General features: G+C 72.7%; 13 protein-coding genes and 3 tRNA genes. 4 read left to right on the forward strand and 12 right to left on the reverse strand.

Translation table 11 applies throughout. The features are described from left to right. Positions 1-63: 63 nt before the first annotated feature. Positions 64-136, reverse strand: a tRNA-Trp gene (locus AB0G63_RS30035). A 249-nt stretch (positions 137-385) separates the two neighbouring features. On the opposite strand from AB0G63_RS30035, the gene AB0G63_RS30040 reads away from it, so the two are divergent. Continuing rightward, complete coding sequence (locus AB0G63_RS30040) at positions 386-1612, forward strand: pyridoxal phosphate-dependent aminotransferase (protein ID WP_324789203.1); 1227 nt, start codon at positions 386-388, stop codon at positions 1610-1612. 133 nt (positions 1613-1745) lie between these two features. After that, positions 1746-2774 carry an adenosine deaminase gene (locus tag AB0G63_RS30045; RefSeq protein ID WP_360756529.1) on the forward strand — a complete coding sequence of 343 codons (1029 nt, stop codon included), beginning with the start codon at positions 1746-1748 and terminating at the stop codon, positions 2772-2774. 225 nt (positions 2775-2999) lie between these two features. Here the strand turns inward: AB0G63_RS30045 and AB0G63_RS30050 are convergent, their stop codons facing one another. From AB0G63_RS30050 to AB0G63_RS30085, 8 genes are all read right to left on the reverse strand, one after another. Further along, a complete protein-coding gene (locus AB0G63_RS30050) occupies positions 3000-4055 on the reverse strand; it encodes a UDP-N-acetylmuramate dehydrogenase (protein ID WP_360756532.1) in 1056 nt (351 codons plus the stop codon). 178 nt (positions 4056-4233) lie between these two features. Beyond that, positions 4234-5679 carry a DHA2 family efflux MFS transporter permease subunit gene (locus tag AB0G63_RS30055; RefSeq protein ID WP_360756535.1) on the reverse strand — a complete coding sequence of 482 codons (1446 nt, stop codon included), beginning with the start codon at positions 5677-5679 and terminating at the stop codon, positions 4234-4236. Positions 5680-5799: 120 nt separating this feature from the next. Then, complete coding sequence (locus AB0G63_RS30060) at positions 5800-6369, reverse strand: helix-turn-helix domain-containing protein (protein ID WP_360756538.1); 570 nt, start codon at positions 6367-6369, stop codon at positions 5800-5802. A 187-nt stretch (positions 6370-6556) separates the two neighbouring features. Further along, positions 6557-6985: a MaoC family dehydratase gene (locus AB0G63_RS30065; RefSeq protein ID WP_360756541.1), complete on the reverse strand. Its 429-nt coding sequence runs from the start codon at positions 6983-6985 to the stop codon at positions 6557-6559. Positions 6986-6992: 7 nt separating this feature from the next. After that, the gene (locus AB0G63_RS30070; protein WP_360756543.1) at positions 6993-7445 is read right to left on the reverse strand and encodes a MaoC family dehydratase N-terminal domain-containing protein; all 453 of its coding nucleotides are present in this window, start codon (positions 7443-7445) and stop codon (positions 6993-6995) included. A gap of 187 nt (positions 7446-7632) precedes the next feature. After that, positions 7633-7797 (reverse strand): 50S ribosomal protein L33, encoded by a 165-nt coding sequence (gene rpmG, locus AB0G63_RS30075; protein WP_003948671.1) that lies wholly within the window; start codon positions 7795-7797, stop codon positions 7633-7635. A 90-nt stretch (positions 7798-7887) separates the two neighbouring features. After that, positions 7888-7960 (reverse strand) — tRNA-Met (locus tag AB0G63_RS30080). Between the two features lie 46 nt (positions 7961-8006). Continuing rightward, positions 8007-8079 (reverse strand) — tRNA-Thr (locus tag AB0G63_RS30085). 274 nt (positions 8080-8353) lie between these two features. On the opposite strand from AB0G63_RS30085, the gene AB0G63_RS30090 reads away from it, so the two are divergent. Further along, positions 8354-9580 carry a hydrolase gene (locus AB0G63_RS30090; protein WP_360756547.1) on the forward strand — a complete coding sequence of 409 codons (1227 nt, stop codon included), beginning with the start codon at positions 8354-8356 and terminating at the stop codon, positions 9578-9580. A 535-nt stretch (positions 9581-10115) separates the two neighbouring features. Then, the gene (locus tag AB0G63_RS30095; RefSeq protein WP_360756549.1) at positions 10116-10772 is read left to right on the forward strand and encodes an SDR family oxidoreductase; all 657 of its coding nucleotides are present in this window, start codon (positions 10116-10118) and stop codon (positions 10770-10772) included. A 43-nt stretch (positions 10773-10815) separates the two neighbouring features. Here the strand turns inward: AB0G63_RS30095 and AB0G63_RS30100 are convergent, their stop codons facing one another. From AB0G63_RS30100 to AB0G63_RS30110, 3 genes are all read right to left on the reverse strand, one after another. Further along, positions 10816-11028, reverse strand: coding sequence for a hypothetical protein (locus AB0G63_RS30100; RefSeq protein WP_360756551.1), 213 nt, complete (start codon positions 11026-11028; stop codon positions 10816-10818). An 85-nt stretch (positions 11029-11113) separates the two neighbouring features. Next, positions 11114-11587 (reverse strand): NUDIX domain-containing protein, encoded by a 474-nt coding sequence (locus tag AB0G63_RS30105; RefSeq protein WP_360756554.1) that lies wholly within the window; start codon positions 11585-11587, stop codon positions 11114-11116. A gap of 47 nt (positions 11588-11634) precedes the next feature. Beyond that, complete coding sequence (locus AB0G63_RS30110) at positions 11635-12621, reverse strand: expansin EXLX1 family cellulose-binding protein (protein ID WP_360756557.1); 987 nt, start codon at positions 12619-12621, stop codon at positions 11635-11637. Between the last annotated feature and the right edge of the window lie 85 nt (positions 12622-12706).

A 12706-nucleotide genomic window follows, 5' to 3' on the forward strand; every position in this document is an offset into this window, starting at 1 on the left:
GTCTGAGCCGCACGGCGGTGCATTGCTGTACGTACATGCGCACACCCTGGCGAGTGTGTGTAGCAGGGCCGGAGGGACTTGAACCCCCAACCGCTGGTTTTGGAGACCAGTGCTCTACCAATTGAGCTACGACCCTTTGGTTGTCCCCCAACGTACCGCATCTCGGTGGGTGCTCGATGTGCACCGCCCGTGCGCGGCCCGTGTGAGGCCAACGAGGAGAGAGTGTACGTGCTCCGGGGCCGGTCGTCGAACAGAAAGTGCCTGTAGGGACTTTGATCGCGTGGGATCGCCCGGGCCGGTGGCCGGATCCGGACAGTTGTTCAGTCGCTGTTCAGTCTGTGAAACCCGCGTGCCGGGGGAGTTTCCGGTCTGAAACGATGGACTCATGAGCGCTGCAACCCCTCCCACCGAGCGCCGGGTCTCCGCCCGAGTCGGCGCGATCTCCGAGTCCGCCACCCTCGCCGTGGACGCCAAGGCCAAGGCCCTCAAGGCCGCCGGGCGTCCGGTGATCGGCTTCGGCGCCGGTGAGCCCGACTTCCCGACCCCGGACTACATCGTCGAGGCCGCGATCGAGGCCTGCAAGAACCCGAAGTACCACCGCTACACCCCGGCCGGCGGTCTGCCCGAGCTGAAGTCCGCGATCGCCGCGAAGACGCTGCGCGACTCCGGCTGGGAGCCGGACGTGTCGCAGATCCTGGTCACCAACGGCGGCAAGCAGGCCATCTACGAGGCCTTCGCCGCGATCCTCGACCCGGGCGACGAGGTCATCGTCCCGGCGCCGTACTGGACGACCTACCCCGAGTCGATCCGCCTCGCCGGCGGTGTCCCGGTCGAGGTCGTGGCCGACGAGACCACCGGCTACCGGGTGAGCGTGGAGCAGCTGGAGGCCGCCCGCACGGACCGGACCAAGGTCGTCCTGTTCGTCTCCCCCTCCAACCCGACCGGCGCGGTGTACTCCGAGGCCGAGACCGAGGCGATCGGCCGCTGGGCGCTGGAGCACGGCCTGTGGGTGCTGACGGACGAGATCTACGAGCACCTGGTGTACGGCGACGCGGTCTCCGTGTCCCTGCCGGCGCTGCTGCCCGAGCTGCGCGACAAGTGCGTCGTCGTCAACGGCGTGGCCAAGACGTACGCCATGACGGGCTGGCGCGTGGGCTGGATCGTCGGCCCGAAGGACGTCGTGAAGGCCGCGACGAACCTGCAGTCGCACGCCACGTCCAACGTCTCGAACGTGGCGCAGGTCGCCGCCCTGGCCGCCGTCTCCGGCGACCTCCAGGCCGTGGCGAAGATGCGCGAGGCCTTCGACCGCCGCCGCAAGACCATCGTGCGCATGCTGAACGAGATCGACGGCGTGGTCTGCCCGGAGCCGGAGGGCGCCTTCTACGCGTACCCGTCGGTCAAGGCGCTGATCGGCAAGGAGATCCGCGGCAAGCGTCCGCAGAACACGGTGGAGCTGGCCGCGCTGATCCTGGAGGAGGCCGAGGTCGCGGTCGTGCCGGGCGAGGCCTTCGGCACGCCGGGCTACCTGCGGCTGTCCTACGCGCTCGGTGACGAGGACCTCGTCGAGGGCGTGAGCCGGATCCAGAAGCTGCTGGCTGAGGCGCGGGACTGACGGGACTGAGAGGTCCACGCGCGCGTACGGGCCGCTTCCCCCCGGAGGGGAGGCGGCTCGTTTCTTTGTGCGGGCAACACCCCGTACGGGCAATCCGCTACCGGGACCGCGGGGCGTGCGGCAGGATCTTCGAATGGAGCGTGTACGTGATGTCTCTGAGCTGCCGAAGGCCCATCTGCACCTGCACTTCACCGGGTCGATGCGGCCCAGCACCCTGCTGGAGCTGGCCGACAAGTACGGCGTGCGGCTGCCCGAAGCGCTGACGGAGGCGCTGACCGGCGGGGAGCCGCCGCGCCTGCGGGCGACCGACGAGCGCGGCTGGTTCCGGTTCCAGCGGCTGTACGACGCGGCGCGTTCGTGTCTGCGGGAGCCCGAGGACATCCGGCGCCTGGTGCGGGAGGCCGCGGAGGAGGACCTGAAGGACGGCTCGGGCTGGCTGGAGATCCAGGTGGACCCGACGTCGTACGCGCCGCGGCTGGGCGGTCTGATCCCGGCGCTGGAGATCATCCTGGACGCGGTGGAATCCGCGATGCGGGAGACCGGGCTCGGCATGCGGGTCGTGGTCGCCGCGAACCGGATGAAGCACCCGCTGGACGCCCGTACCCTGGCCCGCCTCGCGGTGCGCTACGCCGACCGGGGCGTGGTCGGCTTCGGCCTGTCGAACGACGAGCGCCGCGGCATGGCGCGGGACTTCGACCGCGCCTTCCACATCGCGCGGGAGGGCGGGCTGCTGTCCGCGCCGCACGGCGGTGAGCTGGCGGGGCCGTCCTCGGTCCGGGACTGCCTGGACGACCTGTACGCGCACCGGATCGGGCACGGCGTGCGGGCGGCGGACGACCCGCGCCTGCTGAAGCGCCTGGCGGACCGGGGTGTGACGTGCGAGGTGTGTCCCGCCTCGAACGTGGCCCTGGGCGTCTACGAGAAGCCGGAGGACGTCCCCCTGCGCACTCTGTTCGACGCGGGCGTCCCGATGGCCCTGGGCGCCGACGACCCACTCCTGTTCGGCTCCCGTCTCGCCGCCCAGTACGAGATCGCCCGCCGCCACCACGACTTCTCGGACGAGGAGCTGGCGGAGCTGGCCCGTCAGTCGGTACGGGCGTCGGTCGCACCGGAGGACGTGAAGGCGAAGCTGCTGTCCGGCGTGGACGACTGGCTGGCCTGACCCGGCCCGGGCCCGGTCGGCCGGCGCGCGGGGTCCGCGCCGGCCGAGCGGCGGAGGCATCCCGAGCGGTGGAGGCGTCGGCCGACCGGCGGAGGCATCGGCCGACCGGCGGAGGCGTAGGCGTCCGGGCCGGTCCGCCCGGGTTCCTGCCCGGCCCGCTGGTTGGGGGCCACGCCGGCGCGCGGGGCCACGGACTGGACGGTCGTCCGGTCGCCGGCCGGGGCCCTACAGGCTGACGCCCACCGTCACCGGCTCGTTGACCAGGGTGATGCCGAAGGTCTCGCGGACGCCGGCGACGACCTCGCGGGCCAGCGCCAGGAGGTCCTCGGTGGTGGCCGCGCCGCGGTTGGTGAGGGCGAGGGTGTGCTTGGTCGAGATGCGGGCGGGTCCGGTGCCGTAGCCCTTGGTGAAGCCCGCCTTGTCGATCAGCCAGGCCGCGGAGGTCTTGGTGCGGCCCTCCCCCGCCGGGTAGGCCGGCGGCTCCACGCCGTCGCCGAGCCGTTCCCGCACGCGCGCGCGGAAGGCGGCGAACTGCCCGTCGGTGAGGATCGGGTTGGTGAAGAAGGAGCCGGCCGACCAGGTGTCGTGGTCCTCGGGGTCCAGGACCATGCCCTTGCCGGCCCGCAGCTTCAGCACGGTCTCGCGGGCGTCCGCCAGCGGCACGCGGTCGCCGGGGCCGACGCCCAGCGCGCGGGCGGTCTCGGCGTACCTGATCGGCGCCGACAGCCCGTCCGCGTCCTCCAGCAGGAAGCGCACGCGCAGCACGACGTACCGCTCGGGGTCGGACTTGAAGCGGCTGTGGCGGTAGGAGAACGCGCAGTCGGCGTTCGGGAGGGTGACCGTCTCGCGCGTGGCGCGGTCGTAGGCGACGACCTCGGTGATCGTGGAGGAGACCTCCTGGCCGTACGCGCCCACGTTCTGGATGGGGGTCGCGCCCGCGGAGCCCGGGATGCCGGCCAGGCACTCGATGCCGGCGAATCCGGCCTCGACGGTGCGGGCGACGGCGTCGGTCCACACCTCGCCGGCGGCCAGCTCCAGCCGGGTGCCGTCCAGCGAGAAGCCCTTGGTGGCGATGACGAGCGCGGTGCCGGCGAAGCCCTTGTCGCCGATGACCAGGTTCGAGCCGCCGCCGATCAACAGCAGCGGCGTCCCGGTGTCGTCGGCCTCGCGGACGGCGGCGATCACCTCGTCGTCGGTGGTCGCGGTGACGAGCCGGTCCGCGGGACCGCCCAGCCGGAAGGTGGTCAGCGGGGCGAGGGGGGCGTCGTGGAGTTCCTGCACGGGCCCAAGACTACGAGACGCCGCCGACAGCCCCTCGCCACCGCCGCACCACCGGCGACAGCGCTTCACCACGCGCGCGCGTGCGGCCCGCCCGGTGGGTGGGACCGCACGCGCGCGTGTGCTCGGCTCAGGCGTCGGCCTCGGACGCGTCCGGCGCGGTGACCGGAGCGTGTCCGGGTCAGCGCAGGGCGGGCTCGGCGACCGCGGCGGGCGCCGGTTCCGTCCGGCCGCCCGGGAACTGTCCGGCGCGCCGCCGGGCGGGGATGAGCAGCGCGGCCACCGCGGCGAGCGCGACCATCGCGGAGCCGGTGACCAGCGCGGGCCGCAGGCCGTCGACGAAGGACTGCCCGGACTCGTAGCCGCCCTGGGCGGAGAAGATCGACGACATGACGGCGATGCCGAGCGCGCCGCCGACCTCGCGCAGCGCGTTGTTGGCGCCGGAGGCGATGCCCTGCTCCCCGGGCCGGACGCTGGACATGACCAGGTTGGCGGCCGGCGCGAAGTACAGGGCCATGCCGATGCCGCTGACGATCAGGCCGGGCAGCTGGACGGCGTAGGAGGCGTCGGCGGTGGCCACGGCGGCCATCCAGCCGAGGCCGGCGGCCTGCAGCAAGAGGCCGGTGGCGACGACGGGACGGCCGCCGACGCGGTCGGAGAGGATGCCGGCGATCGGCGCGACGAGCATCGGCATGCCGGTCCAGGGCAGCATCCGCAGGCCCGCCTCGGTGGGCGAGTAGCCGAGGACACCCTGCATGTACTGGCTGAGCAGGAAGATCGAGCCGAACATGCCGAGGAACATCAGCAGGCTCGCCGCGTTGATCCCGGAGAAGGCGCGGGAGCGGAAGAGACGCATCGGGAGCATGGGGTTCGCGGCGCGGGTGCTGTAGAGGACGAAGCCGACGACCAGCGCGGCGCCGGCGGACAGCCCGGTGAGCACCAGCGGGCCGGTCCAGCCGTCGGCAGGCCCGCGGACCAGGCCGTAGACGATCCCGAAGAGGCCGCCGCTGGCGAGCAGGGTGCCGGGGACGTCGAGCGGGGCGCCGGTGCCGTGGGACTCGGCGAGGCGCAGCCGGGCGAGCGGCAGCAGGGCGAGGCCGAGCGGGACGTTCAGCCAGAAGATCCAGTGCCAGGAGACGTGCTCGGTGAGGCTGCCGCCGATCAGCGGTCCGGAGGCCACCGCGAGCCCGTTGACGGCGCCCCAGATGCCGTACGCCGTCCCGCGCTTGGCGGCGGGCACGGCCGCGGTCAGCAGGGTCAGTGTGAGCGGCATCATGATCGCCGCTCCGACGCCCTGGACGGCGCGGGCGATGATGAGGGCGTCGATGCCGGAGGCCATGGCCGCGGCGGCGGACGCGCCGGTGAAGACGGTCAGACCGGCGAGGAAGAGGCGGCGCCGGCCGAAGCGGTCGCCGAGCGCGGCTCCGAACATCAGCAGGACGGCGAAGGTGAGCGTGTAGGCGCTCACGGTCCACTCCAGGTCGTCCAGCGCGCCGCCGAGGTCCTCGCGGACGGAGGGCAGGGCGGTGGTGACGACGAGGTTGTCGAGGGCCGCCATGAATCCGGCGACGCTGGTGATGACGAGGGCCCAGACTGCTCCCCCGCGACGTGCGGTCTGCTCTGACATCGCTCCCCCTGAGGGTTTTCGGCTTCCGTGGCCGGCCGCCGATGATTAGTTATTGATTACTAACTTTTGCGCTCATGAAGAGGCACCCACGGCACCCTTACGGCTCACCGCCGCTCGCCGCTACTTCTCCAGCCGGCCCTTGATCAGCGCCGATGGATACAGCCCTTCCCAGACCCGGTGGCCGGGAGGGAAGCCCATGGCGACCAGGCAGTTGATGAGCATCCCGTACGCCATGAAGGTGGTGGTCTCCTCGGCGTCGGCGCCGAGCGGCAGGTGCACCGTGTCCCACAGCCGCATCCAGCCCGCCCGGACCTCCTCGCCGAGCTCACGGTCGCCGGCCTGCTCGGCGGCGGCCACGGCGACGTACATCTGCATCTGCATCAGCAGCTGCTCCGGCTGCTCCGCGATGGCCTCGGTGTACGCGTTGGCCATGGCGTGCAGCGCCTCTTCGCCCTCCAGCCCCTCGGCGGCCTGCCGGAAGGTGCGGACCGTGTCCTCCATGCAGCGCTGGGCCACCGCGAGGAACAGGGCCTTCTTGCCCGGGAAGAGCCGGAAGAGGTACGGCTGCGAGACGCCGACGCGCTTGGCGATCGCCTCGGTCGACGTGCCGTAGTAGCCGCCGCGGGCGAACTCGGCCGTCGCCGCGCGGATGACGCTCTCGCGCCTCTCCTCTGCGCTCATCCTGACCATGCGAGAAAGTTAGTACTCAATCACTAACTACGTCAAGGCGGTCGCGTCAGGGGAATCCATCGAGGTCCGCGAACCCGGACACGGCAAGGGGCGCCCGGCTGCGGCAAGGAGCGCCCCGCTGTGGAGTGCGCCCCTTACCTCGCGCGGTTCGGCGTCACGCGCGCGCCCGCGCGTGCGCCTGGGCGCCTCAGGCCAGTCGTACGACCGCCCGTGACATGCCGAGCACCTTCTGGCCGGCGCTGGTCGCCGTGAGGTCCACGCGGACCGTGTTGTCGTCGAGCTTGGCCGCGACCTTGGCGCCGACCTCGATCACGGCTCCCTCGTCGTCGTTCGGGACGACGACGGGCTTGGTGAAGCGGACGCCGTACTCGACGACCGCGCCCGGGTCGCCGAGCCAGTCGGTGACCACGCGGATGGCCTCCGCCATAGTGAACATGCCGTGCGCGATGACGTCCGGCAGCCCGACCTCCTTGGCGAACTTCTCGTTCCAGTGGATCGGGTTGAAGTCCCCGGAGGCGCCCGCGTAGCGCACGAGCGTGGCACGGGTCACCGGGAAGGTCTGGGCGGGCAGCTCGGTGCCGACCTCGACGTCGTCGTAAGCGATCTTCGCCGTCATCGGTTCCTCACGCCTCCTCTGCCGCACGGGCGACCAGCTTGGTCCAGGCGGTCACGACGTGCTCGCCGGCCTCGTCGTGGACCTCGCCGCGGATGTCCAGGATGTCGTTGCCGGCCAGCGACTTGATCGCCTCGATGGTCGAGGTGACGGTGAGCCGGTCACCGGCGCGCACCGGGCGGGTGTAGGCGAACTTCTGGTCGCCGTGCACCACACGGTTGTAGTCCAGGCCCAGCTGGGGGTCCTGGATGACCTGCCCTGCGGCCTTGAAGGTGATCGCGAAGACGAAGGTCGGCGGGGCGATCACCTCGGGGTGGCCGAGCGCCTTGGCGGCCTCCGGGTCCGTGTACGCCGGGTTGGCGTCCCCCACCGCTTCCGCGAACTCCCGGATCTTCTCCCGGCCCACCTCGTAGGGCTCGGTGGGCGGGTAGCTCCGCCCCACGAAGGACTGGTCGAGCGCCATGGGCTCGGCACCTCCTGGTGTCTGCTGTGGTTGACCTGGTGGCCCGCCCCGCGGGGACCTGCCCCTGAGGGCCCGTCCCGCCTGGGGACCCGTCCCCGCGGTCACCGGCGGAACCGGCCGGTAACCGGGGCCGAAACGACACGAGGCCGCCCCCGACTGCGGGGGCGGCCTCATGTACGAGCCTTGTTTATCGCGTTTCGCGGTGCGCGGTGTGCGCGTTGCAACGCGGGCAGTGCTTCTTCATCTCCAGTCGGTCCGGGTTGTTACGCCGGTTCTTCTTGGTGATGTAGTTCCGCTCCTTGCACTCCACGCAGGCCAGCGTGATCTTCGGGCGGACGTCGGTGGCAGCCACGTGAGTGCTCCTAAGACGAACAGATGGACTGATTTAACGCAAGAAAGAGTAGCCGATCGAAGGACCGACCCCACAATCGGCTACTGTGAGTAGCGGTGACCGGACTTGAACCGGTGACACAGCGATTATGAGCCGCTTGCTCTACCGACTGAGCTACACCGCTTCGGTGGGATCGGACCCCGCCTGACGGCGGGAACCTCTCTCACCAGAGCCCCAATACGGAATCGAACCGTAGACCTTCTCCTTACCATGGAGACGCTCTGCCGACTGAGCTATTGGGGCGAGCGATGAAGACATTACACGGTCCGCAGCCGTTCGCCCAAATCCGTTTCGCGGCCCCCGTCCGGGAGCGTCCCCCGGCCCTCCCGTGAGCCGCCGCGGCCGCTCCTGCACCACGCCGGACCACGCCGGATCACAGCGGACCACGCCGGTACGACTATTGCGCTCCTCCCCGCCGGGGACAGGTCACCGCCCTAGGCTCGACTCACTCTGCGTGATCTTGTGCCCCTGCGCAGTCCCCGGGCTTGCGCAACCCCGCCCGAGCCTCTGGAGCGCGATGCCCGACAGCCAGCCGCAGCCGCCCCACCCGTCCGCCCTGCTGTTGTCCGGGGCGCGGCTGACCGACGGCCGGACGGTGGACGTGCGGCTGGACGGAGGACGGATCGAGGCGGTCGGCACGGCGGGCAGCCTGACGGCGGGCGGGGTGCGGGGCGGCGGCACCCGCGTGGACCTCAGCGGCTATCTGCTCGTGCCGGCCCCGGCCGAACCGCACGCCCACGGTGACACCGCCCTGTCGGCCGCCGACGACGGCCCGGCGTCGTACGACCCCCACGACGTCCAGCGCCGGGTCACCGAGGCGGCGCTGCTGCAGCTGGGGCACGGGGCTACCGCGTTGCGGGCACACGTGCACGTGGGCGACGTGCGGGGGCTGGGCTCGCTGGTGGCGGTGGAGCGGGCGCGGCGTTCGCTGCGCGGGCTGACGGAGCTGACCGCGGTGGCGATGCCGCGGCTGCTGACGGGCACGGCGGGAGCGGACGGGCTCGCGATGCTGCGGGACGCGGTGAAAATGGGCGCCGACGTGGTGGGCGGCTGCCCGGACCTGGACCCGGACCCCATCGGGTACGTGGAGGCGGTGCTCGAGGTCGCCTCCGAGCACGGCTGCCCCGTCGACCTGCACACCGACGCCGTCGACCCCGCCCGGCTGGCCCGCCTCGCCGCGATGGCGGGCGGGCTGCGCCCCGGCGTCACCCTCGGCCCGTGCGGCGGGCTCAGCCGGCTTCCGGCCGACGCGATCTCGCGCACGGCCGATCAGCTCGCGGCGGCCGGGGTGACGGTGGTGTGCCTGCCCCAGGGCGGCTGCGGCGGCGCCGAGCGCCTGGGCACGGCCCCGGTACGGCTGCTGCGGGCGGCCGGCGTGCGGGTGGCGGCGGGCAGCGGCGCGCTGCGGGACGTCTCGAACCCGGTGGGCCGCGGGGACCCTCTGGAGGCCGCCTATCTGCTGGCCTCCCGCCACGCGCTTCGTCCCGAGGACGCCTACGACGCGGTGAGCTCAGCGGCACGGGCCGCTCTGGGCCTGTCCGAGGTACGGGTGGAGGCCGGCTTTCCGGCCGAGCTGCTGGCGGTGCGCGGCGACCGCCTCACGGAGGCGCTGTCGCTCGCGTACAGCCGGATCGTCGTGCACCGGGGGCGGGTGGTCGCGCGGACGAGCGCGGTACGGGAGTACTGCAGCTCGGCCGCGGCGGAGCTGGGGCTGCCCCGGCAGGGGCGAGGGGAGCTGTCGTGAAGGGGCGCGGAGCTGTCGTGAGGGGGCGCGGGGAACTGTCGTGAGGGCGCGGGACGGGCGCGCCCGGCGCGCTCAGGACGGTCCGGCGCGTGTATGGGTGCGCACGCCCGGCGTGCGGGAGGAGCACTCGCGCCCCGCTTGCGGGAGGAGCACGCACGCCGCTTGCGGGAGGAGCACGCACGCCGCTTGCGGGAGTAGCACGCGCACCCGGCTCGCGGTGCGAGTGCGCAAGCTCGGCGTGTGGCGTAGGCGTGCGCGCCCGGTGCGTGGATCTCGGTTCACCACCTGGTCGGAGACCCGGGCACCTGGGGGAGCCAGGGGTTGTGCGACGGAGGCACACGCGCTCGGCGCGAAACCGCACGGCGTGCGCGCCGGGAGCAGGCGCCCGGCGTGCAGGAGGCAGGCGCCGAGCGTGCAGGAGGCAGGCGCACGCGCCCAGCGCGTGCGCTGGGCGTCCGGGGGAGCGCGGGCGCCCCCTGGGGCGCGGGCTCAAGTCGTGCGGCGGATACGGCCGTCCGGGCGTACGGTCGGAGACATGCGCATTGTCATCGCTGGTGGTCATGGTCAGATCGCGCTGCGGCTGGAGCGGCTGCTCGCCGCGCGCGGTGATGAGGTCGCGGGGATCATCCGCCACGCCGAGCAGGGCGACGACCTTCGGGAAGCCGGCGCAGAACCGGTTCTTCTGGATCTGGAGTCGGTCTCCGTCGAGGAGGTCGCGGCCCATCTGCAGGGCGCGGACGCGGCGGTGTTCGCGGCGGGCGCGGGTCCGGGCAGCGGGGTGGCCCGCAAGGACACGGTGGACAAGGGGGCGGCCATCCTGTTCGCGGACGCCGCGGTCCGGGCGGGCGTGCGCCGGCACGTCGTCGTGTCGTCGATGGGCGCGGATCCGGCGCACCAGGGGGACGACGTCTTCGACGCCTACCTGCGCGCGAAGGGCGCGGCCGACGCCCATGTGCGGAGTCTGGACGCCCTGGACTGGACGATCCTGCGCCCCGGCAGCCTGACGAACGACCCCGGCACCGGTCTCGTACGGCTGGAGGCCCACACCGGTCGTGGCGCGGTCCCCCGCGACGACGTCGCCACCGTCCTCGCGGAGCTGGTGGACACTCCGGCGACGGCGGGCCTGGTCCTGGAGCTGGTGAGCGGGTCCACGCCGGTGTCGGTGGCGGTGAAGTCGGTGGCCGGGCCCTGAGCCGCCCCGCCGCTCCGAAGCGTTCGCGCTCGGTCACGCACGCTCAGAAGAGGGGCAGTTGCCCGGGGAACTCGGGCACGACGTAGCCGTCGAGCGTGGGCTGGGCCGCGTCGGTTTCGGCTTGGCGGCGCGAGCCGGCGCAGGAGACGAGCATCCCGTTCTCGCGCGCCCCCGGCGGGTCGTGCCGGGCGAACCGGCCGGCCACGACGGCGATCTCGCGCCGGCATTCGGGGCAGCGTCTGCGACGAGTGGACATACGGTCAGTGTGCCCCGGACGGAGGCGCGTTGGGGTGGCGGGGCGGCCGCGCCCGCCTGACGCCGGCACCCCGTGTCCGCGGTCGTCAGCCGATGTGGGGGGCGGTCCGCTTCGGGTCCAGGGCGTGGTCGATCCGCAGGCGCATGGTGGGGTGGATGTCCAGTCCGGCCAGGTCGGCCGGATCGACCCAGCGGACCTGGGTGGTCTCGTCGCTGGTGCGCAGTTCGCCGCCCGTGGGGCGTGCCCGGAAGCAGATGCTGAACTGCTGGCGGACCTCCCCGTCGTCGTACCGGATCACGTGGCCGGGGTCGGTGTAGATGCCGGTCAGGCCGACGACCTCCACCTCGATCCCGGTCTCCTCGCGGACCTCGCGCACCACCGTGTCGCTGATGGACTCCCCCACGTCGTGACCGCCTCCGGGCAGGGCCCAGCGTCCGTTGTCGGACCGCTGCACCATCAGCACCCGCCCCGTGCCGTCTCGCACGAGGGCCACGACGGCGGGCACGACGGAGCCGGCGCGCGGAGCGTCGGGGTCGTGCAGGTAGTCGATCCGTCCCATGCCGACGTGCCTACCACACAGCCCTGCCCCACGGCCTCCGCACGTGATCAGTGGGCGGCGAACTGCACGCGGGTGGGCTGCACGGCGTCCGGCCGGAGCGCGATGCCGTCGACGACCAGTCGTTCGCCGTAGATGTCGGTGATCCTCAGCCCGCCGCCGCACCCGCTGCCGTGCTCGGAGAGGAAGTAGTTGAAGTCGGTGCGGGGCAGCGGACTCCAGCCGCCGCCGGTGCGGACCTCCAGCCGCGCCACCGGATTGCGGTGGCCGATCACCTGCACGGCGCACCAGTAACGGCTGGACCCGGTCTTGTAACGGAGCGAGACCGGGTCGGTGGTGCTGGGGCTCAGCAGGCTCCAGGTGATCGAGATGCGACCGCGCGAGGGGGCGGCGAGCTTGGCGAAGGCCTGGACGCTGAGGTCGAGTTGGCCGGGAGCGCAGGGCAGTGGGCATTCGTTGGTGACACGGACCGTGACGGATGCGCCGTCGGCCGTGCGGACGCGCACGTACGCTCCGCACGCCTTGGCGGACTCGTAGTCGGCGTGGTTCATCGCGGCGATCATGAGGTCGTCGGTCGGGCCGTACAGACAGGCGCCGTCCCCGTCACCGGCGTCGTAGTGGGTGGCGACTCCTCGGTAGGTGACCGCGGGCCGGATCCGTCCCGCCAGCGGCGCCGCGCCGGAGCCCGTCCGGGGGACGGCGGCCGTGGCCGACGGCTGCCGGGAGGAGGCCGCAGCGGTCCGGTGGGGCGCCGGGGTGGACGTGGCGGCGGACGAGGACGGGGACGGGGACCCGGATCGGGACTCCGACCGGGACTGGGACGTCTCGGACCGGGTCCGCCGCGGAGACGACGGGTCGCTCGCCTGATCGCCGGTGAGGGACGTGGCCCGGGCGTGCCCGGCATCGTCCGCCCGGTGACCGGGCTGTAACGCGACGACCAGCAGGACGACGAGCCCGGCGGCCAGCACGGCGATGCCGGGGACGAGCGCGGCGCGGCGCTTGCGGGGCGGGCGGCGGCGGTGCGAGGGGAACGCCACGGATGAGTCCTTACCTGACCGGGTTCGGGGGAACGCGTGGTTGCCGTGAGGTACGGGTGGAGAGGGTCTCCGACTCATCAGTGGC

The sequence above is a fragment of the Streptomyces sp. NPDC020996 genome (genome assembly GCF_040641355.1).
GTDB lineage: Bacteria > Actinomycetota > Actinomycetes > Streptomycetales > Streptomycetaceae > Streptomyces.